This is a genomic window from Streptomyces sp. NRRL F-5755 (assembly GCF_001279365.1).
Taxonomy (GTDB): domain Bacteria; phylum Actinomycetota; class Actinomycetes; order Streptomycetales; family Streptomycetaceae; genus Streptomyces; species Streptomyces rimosus.
Genome location: NZ_LGCW01000195.1, coordinates 31331 through 50408, shown reverse-complemented (window position 1 = coordinate 50408; position 19078 = coordinate 31331). Strand labels below are relative to the sequence as shown.

16 protein-coding genes are annotated in these 19078 nt (G+C 71.9%); 8 read left to right on the top strand and 8 right to left on the bottom strand.

Annotated features, from left to right (window positions below; genetic code table 11):
• Positions 1-9 precede the first annotated feature (9 nt).
• Positions 10-567 carry an EF-hand domain-containing protein gene (locus tag ADK86_RS17385; protein WP_053697390.1) on the top strand — a complete coding sequence of 186 codons (558 nt, stop codon included), beginning with the start codon at positions 10-12 and terminating at the stop codon, positions 565-567.
• A gap of 9 nt (positions 568-576) precedes the next feature.
• Positions 577-1317: a class I SAM-dependent methyltransferase gene (locus tag ADK86_RS17380; protein WP_053697389.1), complete on the top strand. Its 741-nt coding sequence runs from the start codon at positions 577-579 to the stop codon at positions 1315-1317.
• Here the strand turns inward: ADK86_RS17380 and ADK86_RS17375 are convergent.
• Entirely contained in the window at positions 1283-1948 is a 666-nt protein-coding gene (locus ADK86_RS17375) for a maltokinase N-terminal cap-like domain-containing protein (protein WP_053697388.1), read from the bottom strand. The genes ADK86_RS17380 and ADK86_RS17375 overlap by 35 nt on opposite strands.
• Positions 1949-2337: 389 nt before the next feature.
• On the opposite strand from ADK86_RS17375, the gene ADK86_RS17370 reads away from it, so the two are divergent.
• Together ADK86_RS17370 and ADK86_RS17365 are read left to right on the top strand one after the other, a co-directional pair.
• Positions 2338-3078 carry an ANTAR domain-containing protein gene (locus tag ADK86_RS17370; RefSeq protein ID WP_053697387.1) on the top strand — a complete coding sequence of 247 codons (741 nt, stop codon included), beginning with the start codon at positions 2338-2340 and terminating at the stop codon, positions 3076-3078.
• A gap of 63 nt (positions 3079-3141) precedes the next feature.
• Complete coding sequence (locus ADK86_RS17365) at positions 3142-3843, top strand: GAF and ANTAR domain-containing protein (protein WP_053697386.1); 702 nt, start codon at positions 3142-3144, stop codon at positions 3841-3843.
• Here ADK86_RS17365 and ADK86_RS17360 read toward each other — a convergent pair.
• From ADK86_RS17360 to ADK86_RS17340, 5 genes are read right to left on the bottom strand one after another with little or no spacing between them, the layout of a single operon-like run.
• A complete protein-coding gene (locus ADK86_RS17360) occupies positions 3806-4948 on the bottom strand; it encodes a LacI family DNA-binding transcriptional regulator (RefSeq protein WP_053697415.1) in 1143 nt (380 codons plus the stop codon). The genes ADK86_RS17365 and ADK86_RS17360 overlap by 38 nt on opposite strands.
• Positions 4945-6549 carry a glycoside hydrolase family 13 protein gene (locus ADK86_RS17355; RefSeq protein ID WP_053697385.1) on the bottom strand — a complete coding sequence of 535 codons (1605 nt, stop codon included), beginning with the start codon at positions 6547-6549 and terminating at the stop codon, positions 4945-4947. The genes ADK86_RS17360 and ADK86_RS17355 overlap by 4 nt, the downstream gene beginning before the upstream one ends.
• 1 nt (position 6550) lies before the next feature.
• A complete protein-coding gene (locus ADK86_RS17350; RefSeq protein WP_053697384.1) occupies positions 6551-7390 on the bottom strand; it encodes a sugar ABC transporter permease in 840 nt (279 codons plus the stop codon).
• A complete protein-coding gene (locus ADK86_RS17345) occupies positions 7390-8376 on the bottom strand; it encodes a carbohydrate ABC transporter permease (protein WP_420718858.1) in 987 nt (328 codons plus the stop codon). Before ADK86_RS17345 ends, ADK86_RS17350 begins: the two co-directional genes overlap by 1 nt.
• On the bottom strand, positions 8373-9638 hold the full coding sequence (locus tag ADK86_RS17340) for an extracellular solute-binding protein (RefSeq protein ID WP_053697383.1): 1266 nt from the start codon (positions 9636-9638) through the stop codon (positions 8373-8375). The genes ADK86_RS17345 and ADK86_RS17340 overlap by 4 nt, the downstream gene beginning before the upstream one ends.
• Before the next feature lie 353 nt (positions 9639-9991).
• On the opposite strand from ADK86_RS17340, the gene ADK86_RS17335 reads away from it, so the two are divergent.
• From ADK86_RS17335 to ADK86_RS17325, 3 genes are all read left to right on the top strand, one after another.
• A complete protein-coding gene (locus ADK86_RS17335) occupies positions 9992-11599 on the top strand; it encodes an alpha-amylase family glycosyl hydrolase (protein ID WP_053697382.1) in 1608 nt (535 codons plus the stop codon).
• A 94-nt stretch (positions 11600-11693) separates the two neighbouring features.
• Complete coding sequence (locus ADK86_RS17330; protein ID WP_053697381.1) at positions 11694-12764, top strand: LacI family DNA-binding transcriptional regulator; 1071 nt, start codon at positions 11694-11696, stop codon at positions 12762-12764.
• A 95-nt stretch (positions 12765-12859) separates the two neighbouring features.
• The gene (locus ADK86_RS17325) at positions 12860-13696 is read left to right on the top strand and encodes a phosphatase PAP2 family protein (RefSeq protein ID WP_078952087.1); all 837 of its coding nucleotides are present in this window, start codon (positions 12860-12862) and stop codon (positions 13694-13696) included.
• Between the two features lie 25 nt (positions 13697-13721).
• On the opposite strand, the gene ADK86_RS17320 is transcribed toward ADK86_RS17325, so the two are convergent.
• Together ADK86_RS17320 and ADK86_RS17315 are read right to left on the bottom strand one after the other, a co-directional pair.
• Complete coding sequence (locus tag ADK86_RS17320) at positions 13722-16757, bottom strand: bifunctional [glutamine synthetase] adenylyltransferase/[glutamine synthetase]-adenylyl-L-tyrosine phosphorylase (RefSeq protein ID WP_053697379.1); 3036 nt, start codon at positions 16755-16757, stop codon at positions 13722-13724.
• Positions 16754-18115, bottom strand: a complete 1362-nt coding sequence (locus tag ADK86_RS17315) for a glutamine synthetase family protein (RefSeq protein WP_003982840.1) — start codon at positions 18113-18115, stop codon at positions 16754-16756. The genes ADK86_RS17320 and ADK86_RS17315 overlap by 4 nt, the downstream gene beginning before the upstream one ends.
• A 298-nt stretch (positions 18116-18413) precedes the next feature.
• On the opposite strand from ADK86_RS17315, the gene ADK86_RS17310 reads away from it, so the two are divergent.
• Positions 18414-19031: a DsbA family protein gene (locus tag ADK86_RS17310; RefSeq protein WP_053697378.1), complete on the top strand. Its 618-nt coding sequence runs from the start codon at positions 18414-18416 to the stop codon at positions 19029-19031.
• Positions 19032-19078 lie beyond the last annotated feature (47 nt).

Sequence of the window (19078 nt, the reverse complement as noted above, 5' to 3'; positions counted from 1 at the left end):
GTGGGTTCCATGGCGGCGTACGACACCCTCGACCAGAAGTTCAGCATTCTCTTCGACTGGTTCGACCGGACCGAGGACGGCTGGCTGACCCGCGAGGACTTCGAGCAGATGGCCGCGATGTTCACGGCGCTGGCGCGGCCGGGGGACACGGAGAACCGGACCGCGCTGCGGGACGCGTTCATGCGGTGGTGGGACGTGCTGCGGGACGCGGACGGCGTGGACAGTGAGGGGCGGGTCGCGCGCCGGACGTTCATCGACCTGATGCGTTCACAGGTGACCGAGCCGAAGACGTTCGAGCACGTCGTACTGGCCATCGTGGACGCGCTGATGAGCGCCCTCGACACGGACGGCAGCGGGCAGCTGACCGCCGACGAGTACGTGCGCATGTACGACGCGCTCGGTGTCGACCCGGCGACCTCGCAACCCGCCTTCCGGCGGCTGGACCGGGACGGGAGCGGGGCCATCAGCCACGCGGAGTTCCGTACGGCGATCGAGGAGTTCTATCTGAGCCCGGACCCGGAGGCCCCGGGCAACTGGCTGCTCGGATCACCGCTCGCAGCGGGCTAGCGGCGCGCGATGCGCAGCCAGTTCGACGCGCTGGCCCGGTTGTACGAGGACATGGCCGAGCTGCCCTGGCGGCGCGACCTGGAGTCGTACTCGGTGCGGGAGCTGCTGGGCGATCTCACCGGCCGGTCCGTGCTGGACATCGGCTGCGGCACCGGCCAGTACTGCCGGATGCTCCGGCGGGCCGGCGCCGGGCGGGTGGTCGGCTACGACATCTCCGCGGGCATGATCGCCCATGCCGCGGACCGCGAGTCCTGGGAACCGCTCGGCATCCGGTACACGACCGAGCCGCCGGCGGACGGCACGTTCGACATCGCGCTCGGCGTGTACGTGCTGCCGTACGCGACGACGTACGGCGAACTGGTCGAGCTGTGCGCGGTGGCCGCCCGCGCCCTGGTCCCGGGCGGCCTGTTCGTGGCGCTGCCCGTCAATCCCGACTACGACGGGCGGCCCGCGTACTACGAGCGGTACGGCATCCGGCTGCACGAGGACGAGCCCCGCGCGGACGCCTCACGGATCACCCTGGAGCTGTGCTTCGACGCGTACGAGGTCACCGTCGAGGCACGCCACTGGACCCGGCGGGCCCTCCAACAGGCGCTGCTCGACGCCGGGTTCACGGGCATCGACTGGCATCCCTTCCGGGTGTCGCCCGCCGCCCTCCGCTCGTACGGCACCGACTTCTGGTCCCCGTACCTGCGCTGCCCGCACGCCGCGCTGATCAGCTGCCGGACTCCCCGTCCTCATGCACCGTGACGAACACCCCGCGCGCCTTCTCCCCCGCCGGGTCCGTCCACGTAGCGCTGATGTGACCGAGCGCCCCACCGGCCGCCCCTTCACCCGCCGTCAGCACACGGTGAACGCGCAGGACCAGCGGGCGGGACGACCGGACGTGGATGTCGGTCGCGGACGCGCTCTGCGTCACCGACTCGGGCCCCGTGGCCCCCTCGTGACCGGGTTCCGTGAAGTGCGGGTGGACGGTGGGGTCGAGGGCGTCGGTCTCGCTCTGGGCCTGCGGGGCGGCCTTGCCGAGGAGACAGGCGAAGAGCTGGGCGGCGAGGACCGGATCGTGGGTGCCGTCGTAGACCCAGCGCTTGCCCAGAACGCCGTGTTCGAGCGTGCCGACCAGCGCGTGGTCGGCGCCGTCCAGGGGCGCGCCCCGGTACGTGAACGGGACGTGGTACGCGACCGGTTCGGGGCCGGCCGTGTCGGTGGCCACCATGAACTCCATGCCGACCTCGCCCTCCGGGTCGTCGAGCCGGAAGCCGCCCGTCCTGGCCAGTTCCGGCGCGCGGCCGTCGCCCGCGTACCAGGGCTGCTTGAGAAGCCAGGGGGCGAGCAGTTCCAGCTTGGTGGGCGAGAGGGTGGTGTGGTGGATGATGGCCATGGTCGTCCCGGCACCTTTCCCGTGATGGCCGCGGCGGCGCGGCTGAAGGCCGTCGCGGAGGACCATCCTGTCATCCGCGTTGATCGCTGCGAAGCCGTACCGCGCGTACGCCGAGGTGGACCCGTACGACACGAAGACCGAACGCCCCGGTTTCGAACCCCGGAAAACGGGTACGCACCCGACCGTACCGTGAGGCTGTCCGGGCTGCGTGGAACCGGCCGAAGCGGCGGCCTCGGGCGGGCGAGATTAGAAGGAGAGGCGAGCAGCGAAGTTCTCGTCAGCGGGCGCGACATGGCCCTGACTGAGGGGCCCACGACTTCCCGCCGCCGGACGCAGCCCTGACCCTGCCGCTGTCATGGGACGGGTGCCGGCCGATGGGCAGGCGCCGTATGACCACCACCACTCGCGAAGTGCTGATCGCGCACGGCGTGCTCGATCTCGCGCGCCGCCGTGCGGGCTTCGACCCGCTGGAGCTGCTGCACGACCTGACCGCCCAGGCGGTCGCCCTGCTCCCGGTACGCAGCGCCGGTATCACCGTCCTGAAGCCGGACGGCACGAGCGTCGTGTACGTCACCGCGTCCGACGAACTGTGCCTGGCGCTGGAGGAGGACCAGAGCGAGCTGAACGAGGGCCCCTGCCTCGACAGTGCCCGCTCCCGCCGCCCGCTGCCGGTGCTGTCGCTGTCCGAGCCGCCGGGCAGCATCCGGTGGCCGCGCTTCGCACCCCGTGCCCGCCGGGCCGGGATCACGGCGGTGGCCGCGGTGAACCTGCATCTGCCGCAGCTGTCCCTGGGCGCCCTGAACCTGCTCATGGCCGGGCCGCCCTACCCCGGCGGCCAGGATCTGCGGCTGGCGCAGACGCTCGCCGACGCCGCCGGTGCGGCGCTGGCCTTCCGGCAGGAGCTGGCCGACAAGGACCAGGTGCTCGATCAGTTACAGACCGCGCTGGACAGCCGCCTGGTCATCGAACAGGCCAAGGGCGTGCTCTCCGCGCGGCTGGGCGTCGGCATGGACGAGGCGTTCCAGCGGCTGCGCGCGCATGCCCGCTCCCGGCAGCAGAAACTCACCGACCTGTCGGCCCGGATCACCCGGGGCGACGTACCCGCCGACCTGCTCACCCCCACGCGGTGAACCGGGCCCCGTCATCGCCGGTCGTTTCCTTGCCCCCCAGCTCGGTCCGGGGGGGGATGTGTGATGATCCGCGGTGAGTTCACCGATCTTCTGGACAGTCTGCGCCGTGCCGCCGACACCGGCGGCGATCTGTCCGACGCGCCGGCGGCCGAGGCCGCCCGTCTGCTGCGCCTCGACGCCCTGACGCTCGCCCTGCGCTCCCGGCGCGGCATGCTGGAACTGCTGTGGGCCGATCCGGCCGACCCGCTCGGCCCGGAACTGGAGGACCTGCAGTACACCCTCGGCGAAGGCCCGACCCTGGAGGCCGCCAGGTCCGGGCGTACCGTCGTCGAGACCGACCTGGGCGTCGCCCCCAACGAGCGGTGGCCGCTGTTCGCTCCCGCCGCGTCCCGTACACCGGCCCGCGCCGTCCTCGCCGTGCCCCTGATGCTGGGCGTCGCCACCGCCGGTGTCCTGACCGGCTACCGCATCGCCCCCGGCCCCTTCCCCGACCCCCAGTACCAGGACTTCACCCGGTTCGCCCGCGTGGCCCTGGAGCTGCTGATGCACACCCCGACCCACTCCCTGGCCGCCGGGTCCGACGGCCCGGCCCTGCACCGCGCCGCGGTGCACCAGGCCGCCGGCATGCTCACCGCCCACCTCGACGTGAGCATCGACGAAGCCCTGGTACGCCTGCGCGCGCACGCCTGGCGCCACGACCTGCCGCTGCTGCATGTCGCCCGCGCCGTCATCTCCGGGCGCCTGCGTCTTCCGCCGGACCACTGATCCGGCCCGGCGCGGCCGGGCCCGCCGGGGGTGCGGCCATGACCGCCGGCCCCGTCGACCCCCGTACCACCAGCTCCGGCTGGAAGACGAACTCCGTGTGGCGGTCCGGCGGCCGGTCGCCGTCCGCACGCGCGCGGATCTCCTCGATCAGCGCGTCCACGGCCGCCGTGGCCATCGCCCGCACCGGCTGGCGGACGGTGGTCAGCGGCGGGTCGGTGAAGGCGATGAGCTGGGAGTCGTCGAAGCCGATGACGGAGACCTGGGCCGGTACGTCAAGGCCGCGCTGCCGTGCCGCGCGGACGACGCCGAGGGCCATCAGGTCGCTGCCGCAGACGACCGCCGTACAGCCGGCGTCCAGCAGGGAGGCGGCTGCCGCGTGACCGCCCTCGACGCCGAAGAGGGTGTGGCGGATGAGGCGTTCGGCCTGTGCGCGGCGTAGGCCGAGGGTGTCGGTGAGGGCCGTGACGAAGCCTTCGGCCTTGCGGCGCGAGGGGACGTAGCGGGCCGGGCCGACGGCCAGGCCGATGGCGCGGTGGCCGAGTTCGGCGAGGTGGCGTACGGCCATGCGGGCCGCCGCCCGGTCGTCCGGGGAGACGAAGGGGGCGGCGATGTCCTCGTGGTAGCCGTTGATGAGGACGTACGGGACGCCGCGGTCGGTGAGGCGGGTGTAGCGGGCGGGGTCGGTGGTGCTGTCGGAGTGGAGGCCGGAGAGGAAGATGATGCCGGTGACGCCGCGGGCTTCCAGCTGCTCGACCAGTTCGTCTTCCGTTGCGCCGCCGGGGAGCTGGGTGCACAGGACGGGGGTGTAGCCGTGGCCCGCCAGGGCCTGTTCGATGAGCTGGGCGAAGGCCGGGAAGATCGGGTTGGTCAGCTCCGGGACGATCAGGCCGACCAGGCCCGCGCTGGTGCGCCGCAGCCGTACGGGGCGCTCGCCGCCGAGTAGGTCCAGGGCCGCCAGGACCCGCTGCCGGGTGCCCCGGGCCACGCCTGCCTTCCCGTTGAGCACCCGGCTGACCGTCGCCTCGCTGACCTGGGCCTGCGCGGCGATGTGCGCCAGCCGGGGGCCGTTGCCCCCGGCCGACGGCACGTCGGGGTGGTCCGTCACGCTTCCCACCACACGGCGGTGTCCGCCGGGATCGTCAGCTCGTCGTCCACGGTGAGGAGGTCGGACGAGGCCAGCAGCAGGCGCCAGGACGGTTCGGCCGGGGCGCGGACCGGTTCGGCTGTCGTATTCACGACGCAGACGAAGCCGCCGGGGCGGCGGAAGGCCAGCACGCCTTCGGGCGCGCCCAGCCACTCGACCGCGTCGCCCGCGCCCAGGCCGGGGTGCTCGCGGCGAATCTTGAGGGCCGTACGGTACAGCTCCAGCGTGGAGGCCGGGTCGCCGGTCTGGGCGGCGACGCTCAGCCGCGCCCACTCCGGTGGCTGCGGCAGCCAGCTGCCGCCCGTACCGAAGCCGTACGGGGCGGTGTCGCCGGACCACGGGATCGGCACCCGGCAGCCGTCGCGCAGGCCGTCCTGGCCGTTGGCGCGGAAGAAGGACGGGTCCTGACGGACCTCGTCGGGCAGGTCGGTGACCTCGGGCAGGCCCAGCTCCTCGCCCTGGTAGACGTAGGCGGAGCCGGGCAGCGCGAGCATGAGGAGGGCCGCGGCGCGGGCCCGGCGCTCGCCGCCGCCGAGGCGGGTGCGGTGCCGTACGACGTCGTGGTTGGACAGGACCCAGGTGGTGGGCGCGCCGACCGGGCGCATCGCGTCGAGGGAGGCGTCGATGACGGCGCGCAGTTCGGCGGCGTCCCAGCCGGTGCCGAGGTAGTGGAAGTTGAACGCCTGGTGCAGCTCGTCCGGGCGCAGGTAGAGGGCGGTGCGGTCGGCGCTGGGGGTCCATGCCTCCGCGACACCGATGCGCTCGCCCGCGTACTCGTCGAGGACCTTGCGCCAGGAGCGGTAGATCGCGTGCACGCCGTCCTGGTCGAAGAAGGGCAGCACCTGGTTGCCGAGCAGTTTGAGCTGGTCGGCGTGGCCCATGTCGGGCAGTCCCGGGGCCTTGACCAGGCCGTGCGCCACGTCGATGCGGAAGCCGTCCACGCCGAGGTCGAGCCAGAAGCGCAGGATGGAGCGGAACTCGTCCTGGACGGCGGGGTGGTCCCAGTTGAAGTCGGGCTGTTCGGGGGCGAAGAGGTGGAGGTACCACTCGCCGTCCGTGACGCGGGTCCAGGCGGGCCCGCCGAAGACGGACTCCCAGTCGTTCGGCGGGAGTTCACCGTTCTCGCCGCGTCCCTTACGGAAGTGGAAGCGCTCGCGCAGCGTCGAGCCGGGGCCCTCGTCCAGCGCCTGCCGGAACCACGCGTGCTGGTCGGAGCAGTGGTTCGGGACCACGTCCACGATGATGCGCAGGCCCAGGCCGTGCGCGTCGTGGATGACGGCCTCGGCGTCGGCGAGGGTGCCGAAGGCCGGGTCGATGACGCGGTAGTCGGCCACGTCGTAACCCGCGTCGGCCTGCGGGGAGGAGTAGAAGGGGCTGAGCCAGACGGCGTCGACGCCGAGGTCCCTCAGGTACGGCAGGCGGGCGCGGATGCCGGGCAGGTCGCCCATGCCGTCGCCGTTGCCGTCGGCGAAGCTGCGCGGATAGACCTGGTAGATCACCGCGTCGCGCCACCACTGGGTCTCGGCGGTCGCTCCGGTGGCGTCGGTGTGCTGGGTGGTCATGTCATCCCTTGGTGGTGCCGGCGGTCAGTCCGGCGACGAGGTGGCGCTGGGCGAAGGCGAAGACCAGGGCGGCGGGCACCGCGATGATCACGGCGGCGGCGGTCATCGAGCCCCAGTCGTTGAGGTACTGGTTGACGAAGGTCTGCAGGCCGCCGGCGAGGGTCAGGTTCTCCTCGCCGGTCATGAAGGCGGAGGCGTACGCGACCTCGGCCCAGGCCGTCACGAAGGTGTAGAAGCCGGTGACGGCCAGGCCGGGGCGGGCCAGCGGCAGGACCAGGCGCCAGAAGGTGCCGAAGGGGTTGAGGCCGTCCACGCGTCCGGCCTCGTCGATCTCCACCGGGATGGTGTCGAAGAAACCTTTCATCATCCAGGCGCAGAACGGTACGGCGATGGTCAGGTACGTGATGACCAGACCGGCCGGCTGGTTGAGCAGGCCCAGGCTCGCCATCAGGTTGTACAGCGGCACGATCAGCACCGCGACCGGGAACATCTGCGTGATCAGCAGCAGCCACATCAGCGGGCGCATGCCGGGGAAGCGGAAGCGGCTGACGGCGTAGCCGGTGGTGGCCGCGACGAAGACCCCGAGGACAGTGGTGACGCCGACGACGACCACCGAATTGCCGAACCAGGTCAGGAACTGGGTGTCGGCCACCACATGCCGGTAGTTGGCGAACGTGAAGTTGCTGACCAGGCCGGTGGTGAAGGCGTCGTTCTTCGGCTTGAAGGAGGTGACCAGCAGCCACAGCGGCGGGAAGACCGCGATGACGGCGGCGGTCAGGAGGGTCAGATGCAGGCCGACGGACGCCAGTGGGCCGCGCTTGTGACGTGACAGCTTCGCCATCACCACACCTCTCCCTGCTTGCGGAGCGAACGGCGGTAGACCACCGCGATCATGGACAGCAGGAGCAGGATCAGCACGCCCCAGGCGGCCGAGCCGGAGAAGTCCCGCGGACTGTCGACGAAGGAGAGCCGGTAGGCGTACGTCACCAGGATCTCCGTGGCGTCGCCCGGGCCGCCCCGGGTGAGCAGATAGATCACCGGGAACATGTTGAACGTCCAGATGGTGGAGAGCAGGATCACGGTGCCGCTCACCCCGCGCAGACTGGGCAGGGTGATGTTGCGGAACCGCTGCCAGGCATTGGCCCCGTCCATCTCGGCGGCCTCGTACAGCTCGCCCGGAACGGACTGGAGGCCGCCCAGCAGCGCGACGAGCATGAACGGCACGCCCAGCCAGACATTGACGGCGATGACCGACAGCTTGGCCCAGGTCGGGTCGTTCAGCCACGGCACCGCGTCGATGCCGCCGCCCGCCAGCAGCTTGTTCAGCAGGCCGTTCTTCTCGTTGTAGAGCAGCCGCCAGGTGAAGACGGAGACGAAGGCGGGGATCGCCCAGGGCAGGATCAGCGCCAGGCGGTAGAAGGTGCGGCCGCGCAGTTTGCGGTTGAGCAGGTTGGCCAGGGTCAGGCCGATGGCGAAGGTGAGTCCGACGCAGGCCACCGTCCACACCACGGTCCAGCCGAGCCGGCCCCAGAAGACGCCGTCGCCGAGGATCTCGGTGTAGTTGTCCAGACCGGTGAACCGGTAGGTGGCCGGGATGTGGTTCATGCCGATGTTGCGCTCGACATTGGCCTCGTTGGCGTCGGTCAGCGACAGGTACAGGCCGCGGACCAGCGGGTAGCCGATGATGACGCCGATGACGAGCACCACCGGGGCGACCATGGTCCAGGCGTACCAGTGGGTGGCCAGGGCTTTGCGTACCCGGCCCGGCGCACCGGCGGAGGCGGCTTCCTTGCGCCGGGCCCGGGACATCCGTACCGCTTCCGTCACTTGTAGTCCTTGAGGATCTTGCGGTAGCTGTCGCCGACGGCCTTGGCGGCCTGCTCGGGGGTGGCGGCGCCGGTGAGCACCTTGTTCATCTGGACCTTGATCGGCTCGAAGAGGGAGTTGCCCTGGGCGATCCACGGGCGCTGGACGGCCTTGTCGACGGCGGGCTTGAAGAAGCCGACCATCTCGTTGTTCTTGACGGAGGGGACCTCGTACACCGACTTGCGGGTGGGCAGCAGGCTCAGCTTCTCGGTGGTCTGCTGCTGCACCTTCGCCGAGCTCATGTACTTCACGAAGGCGTAGGACGCCTGGAGGTTCTTCGAGCCGGCGTAGACGGAGAGGTTCCAGCCGCCCTGCGGGGAGCCCTGGGAGGCGCTGCCGCCGGGCACGGGCGCGACGCCCAGGTTCTTCCTGTCCTTGAACTCCTTGCCCGCGCGGACGCCTTCGATGTCCCACGGACCGCTGATCGCCATCGCGACACTGCCGTCCTTCAGGGCCTTGAGCTGGTTCTCCTGGCCGTCGGTGGCGTCGGTGACGGCGGCCTTGGAGTCGACCAGGTCCTTGATCGCCTTGAACGCCTTGACACCCGCGTCGTCGTCGATCTCCACGATCTTGTCGCGCGCGTCGACCATGTTGCCGCCCTCGCCGTACAGGTACGGCAGGAACCAGTACGGGTCGTCGCCGCGCAGGTAGAGCGCGGTGGCGCCGGTCTTGTCCTTGATCTTCTTGGCGGCGGCGGACAGCTCGGCGAAGGTCTTGGGGACCTCGACACCGGCTTCCTTGAGGAGCCGCTTGTTGTAGAAGAGGCCGAGGGTGTCGGTGACCTGCGGGACCGCGTAGGTCTTGTCCTTGAACTTGGTGCTGCCGAGCGCCTGCGGGAGGTAGTCGCCCGGGTTGTCCAGGGCCGGGGTGTCGTCCAGCGGCGCGAGATAGCCGAGGTTGGCGAAGTCGGCGACCCAGGCGACCTCGGTGCGCATCACGTCGGGCGCGCCGGCCCCGCCGCCCGCGGCGTTCTTGAACTTGGCGTTGGCGTCGCCGAACGGGACGCTGACGTACTTGACGTCGACCTTCGGGTGCTCCTTCTCGAAGTCCTCGGCCAGCTTCTTGTACGTCGCCTTCTCGGCGTCGTTGGAGGTGTCCCAGAAGGTCACGGTGCCCGACAGCTCGCCCCCGCTCTGCCGGCCGCCTCCGCCGCCGCCTCCGCAGGCCGTCGCCGCCATTGCCAGACCCGCGACCAACGCGGTGGTCACCATGCCACGCCGCATGTGAACTCCTTAAGGGAACGCCCGAGATGGCGCCGGAACGCCTCGTACGGCCGTTCGGAACGCCTGTGATGGCGGACAGGAACGTAACAGCGCGGAAATGAATTCGAAAGACCTTGCGGCAACTTTCTGCAAAGCCGCCGGAACGGTTTGCCGGGGGCGGCGCCCGCGCGCACCGCGCCCCGCGCACCCCGGCAAGCCGCTCACCAGGGGCTTGTGCGCCCACCGGCCCGTCACCCCGCCGTGCCCCGCGCGTTGATTCCGTAGACGACCGTCCGCCGATCGATGCCTGGACCCTGCAAGACGATGCATGGACGCTCTGCCCCGAATCGCCCCACTCTCGACAGGGATGCCGGATGACCCAGGAGCTGACTTCGACCGACCGCGCCCGCGCGGTCCACACTCCCGACGGCCGTACGGGCTGGTGGCGCGACGCCGTCATCTACCAGGTGTACGTACGGTCCTTCGCGGACTGCGACGGCGACGGCATCGGCGATCTGCGCGGCGCCCGGGAGCGCCTGCCGTACCTGCGGGACCTGGGCGTGGACGCCGTCTGGCTCACCCCGTTCTACGCCTCGCCGCAGGCCGACGGCGGGTACGACGTCGCCGACCACCGCTCCGTCGACCCGCTGTTCGGCAGCCTCCAGGACGCCGACGACCTCGTACGGGCCGCACACACACTGGGCCTGCGGGTGATCGTCGACATCGTGCCCAACCACACCTCCGACCAGCACCCCTGGTTCCAGGACCCGGAACTGGCCCGGCAGCGCTACATCTTCAGGCCCGGCAAGGGCGCGGACGGCGAGCTGCCGCCCAACGACTGGGAGTCGGTCTTCGGCGGACCCGCCTGGACCCGCACCGGACGCGGCGACTGGTACTTGCACCTGTTCGCCCCGGAACAGCCCGATCTGAACTGGGAGAACCCGGAGGTGCACGCCGAGTTCGAGGCCATCCTGCGCTTCTGGCTCGACCTCGGGGTGGACGGCTTCCGCATCGACGTGGCACACGGCATGATCAAGGCGCCGGGGCTGCCGGACATCGGCCACAAGGAACAGGCCAAGCTCATCGGCAGCCAGGTGCTGCCCTTCTTCGACCAGGACGGCGTCCACGAGATCCACCGCGCCTGGCGGCGCCTGCTGGACTCCTACCCCGGCGAGCGCATCGGCGTCGCCGAAGCCTGGGCCCCCTCCCCCGAGCGCCTGGCCCTGTACGTACGGCCCGACGAGCTGCACCAGGCGTTCAACTTCCAGTTCCTGACCGCCGACTGGTCCGCCGCCTCGCTGCGCGCGGTCATCGACGCCTCGCTGGCCGCGACCGCCTCCGTCGGCGCCACCACCTCCTGGGTGCTGTCCAACCACGACGTGGTGCGGCACACCACCCGGCTCGGCGGCCTGCGGCGGGCCCGCGCCGCCACGCTCATGATGCTCGCGCTGCCCGGCTCCGCCTACCTCTACCAGGGCGAGGAACTGGGCCTTCCCGAGGTCACCGATCTGCCCGACGAGGTGCGCCAGGACCCGGCGTTCTTCCGCGGCGACGGGCAGGACGGGCACCGCGACGGCTGCCGGGTGCCGCTGCCGTGGTGCGGCGAGACGGCCGCGTACGGCTTCGGGCCCGGCGGCAGCTGGCTGCCGCAGCCCCGCGCCTGGAAGGACCTGTCCGTACGGGCCCAGACCGGCGACCCGGCCTCCACCCTGGAGCTGTACCGCGCCGCCCTCGCCCTGCGCCGCGCCCGCACCGGCCTCGGCGACGGGAGCCTGGCCTGGGCCGATGCGCCCGACGGGGTGCTGGCCTTCGCCCGTACCGGCCGCTCGGGCCACACCGACCTGCTGTGCACCCTCAACACCCTGGACCGCGCCGTCGAACTCCCCCGCCCCGGGCGGGTGCTGCTCTCCTCCACGACGCTCGCGGCCGAGGGGGACACCGCCCTGCTGCCGGGTGACTCGTGCACCTGGTGGGGGCTCTGAGGGACGGCGCGGCGGGCGGGCCCGCAGCGCCGTCCGCCCGCCATGGGCGCGGGCAACGTGGGCAATCCGGGAGGCGACCGGTACAGTCCCACCCATGACCGCCCGGCTGGCCGATATCGCAGCACAGGCGGGTGTCAGCGAGGCCACCGTCAGCCGGGTGCTCAACGGAAAACCCGGCGTCTCCGCGACCACCCGCCAGTCCGTGCTGGCCGCGCTCGACGTGCTCGGCTACGAGCGTCCGGTACGGCTGCGGCAGCGCAGCGCCGGGCTGGTCGGCCTGATAACGCCGGAGCTGGACAATCCGATCTTCCCGGCGTTCGCGCAGGTCATCGGCCAGGCGCTGACCCGCCAGGGCTACACCCCGGTGCTGGCCACCCAGACGCCGGGCGGCTCCACCGAGGACGAGCTGACCGAGATGCTGGTGGACCGCGGCGTCGCCGGGATCATCTTCGTCTCCGGGCTGCACGCCGACACCTCCGCCGACATGCAGCGCTATGAGCAGCTGCGCGGCCAGGGCGTGCCCTTCGTCCTGATCAACGGCTTCTCCGACAAGGTGCGGGCGCCGTTCATCTCGCCCGACGACCGGGCCGCGATCCGCCTCGCCGTCACCCATCTGGCGGCGCTGGGCCACGAGCGGATCGGGCTGGCGGTCGGCCCGAAGCGCTTCGTGCCGGTCCAGCGCAAGATCGAGGGCTTTCTGCACAGCATGCGCGAGCAGCTGGGCCTGGACCGGGCCGCCGCCGAGGAGCTGGTCCAGCACTCCCTGTACACCCTGGAGGGCGGGCAGGCCGCGGCCGCCTCGCTGATCTCCCGCGGCTGCACGGCGGTGGTGTGCGCCAGCGACATGATGGCGCTGGGCGCGATCCGGGCGGCCCGGCAGCAGGGCCTGGACGTGCCCCGGGACGTCTCCGTCGTCGGCTACGACGACTCCCCACTGATCGCCTTCACGGACCCGCCGCTGACCACGATCCGGCAGCCGGTCACCGCGATGGGCCAGGCGGCCGTGCGCGCGCTGCTGGAGGAGGTCGGCGGCACCCCGGCGCCGCACAGCGAGTACGTCTTCCACCCGGAGCTGGTGGTCCGCGGATCGACCGCCTCCGTTCCGAGGACCGCCCGGATTCCCGGTCCGGCCGTCTCCTCTGATACGGATGGAATCCGTACGTAAGGGTTTCCCCTCCCCCTGAAGTGCTACGCGGGGCCGCTCGGGACCCGACCGGAGGGTGATCGGCCGCGGACCCCTTTCTGGCAGACTGTCTGCCTATGGGTGAAGCGCATGTGAAGACTCTTGACGGCCGTACGGCCGTACCGCCGCCCGCCGAGGACGACGCGCCGAGCGTGTCCTCCGGCGGCCGGCTGGCCCGCCTGCGCTCCCCCCGCACCCCACGGCTCTGGTTCGAGATCCTGCTGATCGCGGTCAGCTACTGGGTCTACTCCATGATCCGCAACGCCGTGCCCGAGCAGAAGGCCCAGGCGCTGAAGAACGCGGACTGGATCTGGCGGGCCGAGCAGACCCTCGGCATAGCGGTGGAGAAGACCGTCAACCACGCCGTGGACTCGGTGACCTGGCTCATCGTCTCGATGAACTACTACTACGCCACGCTGCACTTCATACTGACCATCGGGGTGCTGGTCTGGCTCTACCGCTGGCACCCCGGCCGCTACGCCGCCGCCCGCCTCGCGCTCTTCGCGACCACCGGCGTCGCCCTGCTCGGCTACTACCTCTACCCGCTGGCCCCGCCCCGCCTGATGAACGGCGGCGGCTTCATCGACACCGTCATCGTCCACCACACCTGGGGCTCGATGGCCTCCGGCAACCTCGCCTCGATGTCCAACCAGTACGCGGCGATGCCCTCGATGCACATCGGCTGGTCGCTGTGGTGCGGTGTGATGATCGCGCTGATCGCCAGGCCCGTCTGGGCCAAGGTGCTGGGCCTGCTCTACCCGGCCACCACCCTGGTGGTGATCGTCTCCACCGCCAACCACTTCTGGCTGGACGCGGTGGGCGGCATCCTGTGCCTGGCCTTCGGCATCGGCCTGGCCTTCGCCTGGTACGCGGCGCTGCCGCACCGGCTGCCGCGCCGGGTCGCCGCGGTCTGAGGCCGCCGCGCCCCCGGCGCCCGCCTCAGGACGCCCCGTAGAAGATCGTCTCGACCACCGCACGGGCCCGGCGCGTGGTGCGCCGGTAGTCGTCCAGCATCTCCCCGACGTGCCCCTCCGCGTAGCCGAGGTAGCGGCCGACCGCCGCCAGTTCCCGCGCGTCGGACGGGAAGGTGTCGCCGGGGCGGCCCCGTACCAGCATCACCGCGTTGCGCACCCGCGACGCGAGCACCCACGCCTCGTCGAGGATCTGCGCGTCCTCCGTGGCGAGCAGCCCGGCGTCGCGGGCCGCGGCCAGCGCCGTACGCGTACGGGTGGTGCGCAGGCCCGGCTCCGCCCAGGCGTGCCGCATCTGGAGCAGCTGCACGGTCCACTCCACGTCGCTCAGGCCACCGCGGCCGAGCTTGGTGTGGGTGGTCGGGTCGGCGCCGCGCGGCAGCCGTTCGGTCTCCATGCGGGCCTTGAGCCGGCGGATCTCGCGTACGGCGTCCTCGCCCAGGCCCTCCACCGGGTAGCGCAGCGGGTCGACCAGCTCGATGAACCGCTCCCCCAGCTCCGCGTCGCCCGCGACCGGCTCGGCGCGCAGCAGGGCCTGCGCCTCCCAGACGAGCGACCAGCGCCGGTAGTAGGCGGCGTAGGAGGAGAGGGTGCGCACCAGCGGGCCGGTCTTGCCCTCCGGGCGCAGGTCGGCGTCGATGGGCAGCGGCGGGTCGGACGACGGCAGCTGGAGCAGGCGGCGCATCTCGTTGGCGACGGCGTGCGCGGCCTTGGCGGCCTCCTGCTCGTCGGCGCCCTCGCGCGGCTCGTGCACGAACAGCACGTCAGCGTCCGAGCCGTAGCCCAGCTCATGGCCGCCGAAGCGGCCCATGCCGATGACGGTGAAGCGGGTGGGCAGGGTGTCGCCCCACTGGTCGCGTACGGCGGCGCGGAGCGCGCCCGCGATGGTGGCGGCGGTCAGGTCGGAGACGGCGCCGCCGACCACGTCGGCGGCGTGCCCGCGGTCCTGCTCGGCGGGGTGGCCGTCGGTGCCGTACGCGCCGATCAGGTCGGCCGCCGCCGTACGGAACAGCTCCCGCCGCCGTACGCCGCGGGCCGCCGCGACGGCCTGCTCGGCATTCTCCGCGCGGCCGACCGCGGCCAGCACCTCCTGCTCCAGGGCGGCCCGGCCGCGCGGCTGCAAGCCGTCCTTGGCGCCGAGCAGCGCGACCGCCTCGGGCGCGCGTAGCAGCAGGTCGGGGGCGAGGCGGCCGGCCGACAGGACGCGGGCCAGGTTCTCGGCCGCGGCGCCCTCGTCGCGCAGCAGGCGCAGGTACCAGGGCGTCTTGCCGAGCGCGTCGGAGACCTTGCGGAAGTTGAGCAGTCCGGCGTCCGGGTCGGCGGAGTCGGCGAACCAGGCCAGCAGGACGGGCAGCAGGGTGCGCTGGATGGCGGCCTTGCGGGTGACGCCGGAGGCCAGCGCTTCGAGGTGGCGCAGGGCGGCGACCGGGTCGGCGTAGCCGAGCGCTTCGAGGCGCTGGCCGGCGGCCTTGGCGGAGAGCCGGGTGCCGCCCGCCTCCAGGTGCGCCACGGCGTCCAGCAGCGGCCGGTAGAACAGCTTCTCGTGCAGCCGCCGCACCTCGCGGGCGTGCCACTTCCACTCCTTGCGCAGCGTCTCCACCGGCTCGGTGCGCATGCCCATCGAGCGGGCCAGGCGCCGCAGGTCGGGCTCGTCCTCGGGCATCAGGTGGGTACGGCGCATCTTGTGGAGCTGGATGCGGTGTTCGAGGGTGCGCAGGAAGCAGTACGCGGCGTCCAGGGCCTTGGCGTCCTCGCGGCCCACATAGCCGCCGGCCGCCAGCGCCGAGAGGGCGTCGAGGGTGCTCGGACTGTGCAGCGTCGCGTCGCTGCGCCCGTGCACCAACTGGAGCAGCTGGACGGCGAATTCGACGTCCCGCAGCCCGCCGGGGCCGAGCTTCAGTTCGCGGTCGACCTGGGCGGCGGGGATGTTCTCCACGACGCGCAGGCGCATCTGCCGTACGTCGGTGACGAAGTTCTCGCGCTCGGAGACCTGCCAGACCAGCGGGGTGACCGCGGCCACGTACTCCTTGCCCAGCTCCGCGTCGCCCGCCATCGGCCGGGCCTTCAGCAGGGCCTGGAACTCCCAGGTCTTGGCCCAGCGTTCGTAGTAGGCGAGGTGGCTGTTGAGGGTGCGGACGAGCGGTCCGTTGCGGCCCTCGGGGCGCAGATTGGCGTCCACCGGCCAGATGGTGCCCTCGGCGGTGACGTCGGAGCACACCCGCATCATCCGGCCCGCCAGCCGGGTCGCGGCCTGGAGGGCCTTGGGCTCCTCCACGCCGTCGCGCGCCTCGGCGACGAAGATGACGTCCACGTCCGAGACGTAGTTCAGCTCCCGCCCGCCGCACTTGCCCATCGCGATGACCGCCAGACGGCAGGCGGCGGCGTCGGTGGGCTGCTCCTCGGCGGCGATCTCCAGCGCGGCGCGTACCGTCGCGGTCGCCAGGTCGGCCAGTTCGGCGGCGGTCTCGGCCAGGTCGGTGGTCCCGCACACGTCGCGGGCCGCGATGCCGAGCAGACAGCGGCGGTACGCGGCGCGCAGCGCGTCCGGGCGCGGCCGGTCCCGGCCCGGCTCGCCCCAGACACCCTCGGCGAGCGCCGCCTCGAACTCGGGCGTGGCCGGGTGCAGGTCGGCCGCCTCGTAGGTGACCAGCGAGTGCCAGTCGCGCGGATGCCGCACGAGGTGGTCGCCGAGCGCCTCGGAGGCGCCGAGCACGCCCAGCAGCCGGTCGCGCAGCGGCTTCGCGGTGATCAGCGTGGACAGCAGCGTCTGCCGCTCGTCCTCGTCCTGCGCCTCCGCCAGCCGGACCAGCGCGGTCAGCGCCAGGTCCGGGTCGGCGGTGGCGCCCAGCGCCTCCAGGAGCACCGAGTCGTCCCGTACGGCGGCCAGTTCGGGCGCCTCCAGCAGCCGCCCGGCCGCCGACGGGTCGGTGAAGCCGTACCGCAGCAGCCGGGAGAAGGCGCTGCTGCGCCGCCCCTGGTGCTGCGGAGCGGGGTGCGCGGTCACAGGACCGGCAGCATCTTGCGCAGCTCGAACGCGGTCACCTCGGAGCGGTATTCCTCCCATTCCTGCTTCTTGTTGCGCAGGAAGAAGTCGAAGACGTGCTCGCCGAGGGTCTCCGCGACCAGTTCGCTGCGCTCCATCAGGTCGATGGCCTCGCCGAGGTTCTGCGGCAGCGGCTCGATGCCCAGGGCGCGGCGCTCGGAGTCGGACAGCGCCCAGACGTCGTCGTCGGCGCCGGCCGGGAGTTCGTAGCCCTCCTCGATCCCCTTGAGACCGGCGGCGAGCAGCACCGCGTACGTCAGGTAGGGGTTGGCGCCGGAGTCGATGGAGCGGACCTCGACCCGGGTGGAGCCCATCTTGCCCGGCTTGTACATCGGCACGCGGATGAGCGCGGAGCGGTTGTTGTGGCCCCAGCAGATGTACGAGGGGGCCTCGCCGCCGGCGCCCGCGGTGCGGTTGGCGCCGCCCCAGATGCGCTTGTAGGAGTTGACCCACTGGTTGGTGACGGCGGAGATCTCGCCCGCGTGCCGCAGCAGGCCGGCGATGAAGGAGCGGCCGACCTTGGAGAGCTGGTATTCGGCGCCGGACTCGTGGAAGGCGTTGCGGTCGCCCTCGAAGAGCGAGAGGTGGGTGTGCATGCCCGAACCCGGGTATTCGGAGAACGGCTTGGGCATGAACGTCGCCTGCACGCCCTGCTCCAGCGCGACCTGCTTCATCACCAGGCGGAAGGTCATGATGTTGTCGGCGGTGGACAGCGCGTCGGCGTAGCGCAGGTCGATCTCCTGCTGTCCCGGCGCGCCCTCGTGGTGGCTGAACTCCACCGAGATGCCCATCGATTCGAGCATGGTGATCGCCTGGCGGCGGAAGTCCATGCCGACGTTCTGCGGGGTGTGGTCGAAGTAGCCGGAGGAGTCCGCGGGGCTGGGCCGGGTGCCGTCCACCGGCTTGTCCTTGAGCAGGAAGAACTCGATCTCGGGGTGGGTGTAGAAGGTGAAGCCGAGGTCGGAGGTCTTGGCGAGGATGCGCTTGAGGACATAGCGCGGGTCGGCGTAGGACGGGGAGCCGTCCGGCATCAGGATGTCGCAGAACATCCGGGCGGTGCCGGGGGCCTCGGCGCGCCACGGCAGGATCTGGAAGGTGCCCGGGTCCGGCTTGGCGATCATGTCGGATTCGTATACCCGCGCGAAGCCCTCGATCGCCGAGCCGTCGAAGCCGATGCCCTCGTCGAACGCCTGCTCAAGCTCGGCGGGGGCGACCGCGACGGACTTCAGGAACCCCAGTACGTCGGTGAACCACAGTCGTACGAAGCGGATGTCGCGCTCCTCCAGCGTACGGAGCACAAACTCCTGCTGCTTGTCCATGGCTCACCAATCCTCGCAGGTCAATCGGCCTGTCCACCCCCGCAGGTCAACGAGGTGTGGCACACCAGTATCACGTGAGGGGGTTACCGTCACATTACGCACCCTCGGCCGGGAACAGAACCGCCGGGCCGCACGGCGGCACCGGCACGTTTGCCCGGGTGCGGCGGGCGGTACCCCGGGAGAGGGCGGCCCGGATCATTCCGCTTTGTTCCGCGGGCGCCCGGGACCGTACCGCCGCGCCGGACCGGTCCTGGTCCGTGCCTCCCCCCGAGTGCCCGCCGACGGCCGAGGAGAACCCGTGAGCAAGCACTTCGACGTCACGGCCGTGACGTTCCACTTCGACTCCGCGTGCCCCTGGACCTGGCGCACCGCGCGCTGGCTGGTGGACGCCACCGAGCGCCGGGGCATCCCGCTGTCCTACCGCGCCTTCGACCTGACCGACGGCGCGCCGCCGGACAAGCTGCCGGACGAGCGCCGCCCGGCCGCCGCCGGGAGCCGCTGCCTGCTGCGGCTGGCCGAGGCCGCGCACGCCGACGGCCGGGACACCCTGACCGGCACGGTGTACGCCGCGTACGGCGCCGCGGTGTTCGACGGCGGCGCGGACCCGTCGCCGGAGCTGGCCGAACGCTGCCTGGCCGAGGCGGGCGCCGCGACCTATGCCGACGTGCTGCACGACGCCGCGCTGGACCGGCAGGTGGCCCGCGCCCGCGAGCAGGCGCAGGAGTTCTCCGGCAAGAACGCGGGCTCGCCCGTCACGGTCATCACCACCCGCCGCGGCGAACGCGGCTTCTTCGGGCCCGTGGTGGCGCCCACGCCCACCGGCGCGGAGGCCGACCGGCTGTGGGACGCCATCGTCGGCGCGGCGTCCGTACCGCACTTCTTCGAGCTGCGGGCGCGGCGCACCGCCAAGCCGTGACCGCTTCCGGGCTCAGAGCCTGTGTCATGGCCCCGGCCCGGCTGGGG

Excerpts from the sequence above, each read along its gene's own strand:
- ADK86_RS17385 (WP_053697390.1), top strand. The coding sequence starts at position 10 with ATGGCGGCGTACGACACCCTCGACCAGAAGTTCAGCATTCTCTTCGAC.
- ADK86_RS17380 (WP_053697389.1), top strand. The coding sequence starts at position 577 with ATGCGCAGCCAGTTCGACGCGCTGGCCCGGTTGTACGAGGACATGGCC.
- ADK86_RS17375 (WP_053697388.1), bottom strand. The coding sequence starts at position 1,948 with ATGGCCATCATCCACCACACCACCCTCTCGCCCACCAAGCTGGAACTG.
- ADK86_RS17370 (WP_053697387.1), top strand. The coding sequence starts at position 2,338 with ATGACCACCACCACTCGCGAAGTGCTGATCGCGCACGGCGTGCTCGAT.
- ADK86_RS17365 (WP_053697386.1), top strand. The coding sequence starts at position 3,142 with ATGATCCGCGGTGAGTTCACCGATCTTCTGGACAGTCTGCGCCGTGCC.
- ADK86_RS17355 (WP_053697385.1), bottom strand. The coding sequence starts at position 6,549 with ATGACCACCCAGCACACCGACGCCACCGGAGCGACCGCCGAGACCCAG.
- ADK86_RS17350 (WP_053697384.1), bottom strand. The coding sequence starts at position 7,390 with ATGGCGAAGCTGTCACGTCACAAGCGCGGCCCACTGGCGTCCGTCGGC.
- ADK86_RS17340 (WP_053697383.1), bottom strand. The coding sequence starts at position 9,638 with ATGCGGCGTGGCATGGTGACCACCGCGTTGGTCGCGGGTCTGGCAATG.
- ADK86_RS17335 (WP_053697382.1), top strand. The coding sequence starts at position 9,992 with ATGACCCAGGAGCTGACTTCGACCGACCGCGCCCGCGCGGTCCACACT.
- ADK86_RS17330 (WP_053697381.1), top strand. The coding sequence starts at position 11,694 with ATGACCGCCCGGCTGGCCGATATCGCAGCACAGGCGGGTGTCAGCGAG.
- ADK86_RS17325 (WP_078952087.1), top strand. The coding sequence starts at position 12,860 with ATGGGTGAAGCGCATGTGAAGACTCTTGACGGCCGTACGGCCGTACCG.
- ADK86_RS17315 (WP_003982840.1), bottom strand. The coding sequence starts at position 18,115 with ATGGACAAGCAGCAGGAGTTTGTGCTCCGTACGCTGGAGGAGCGCGAC.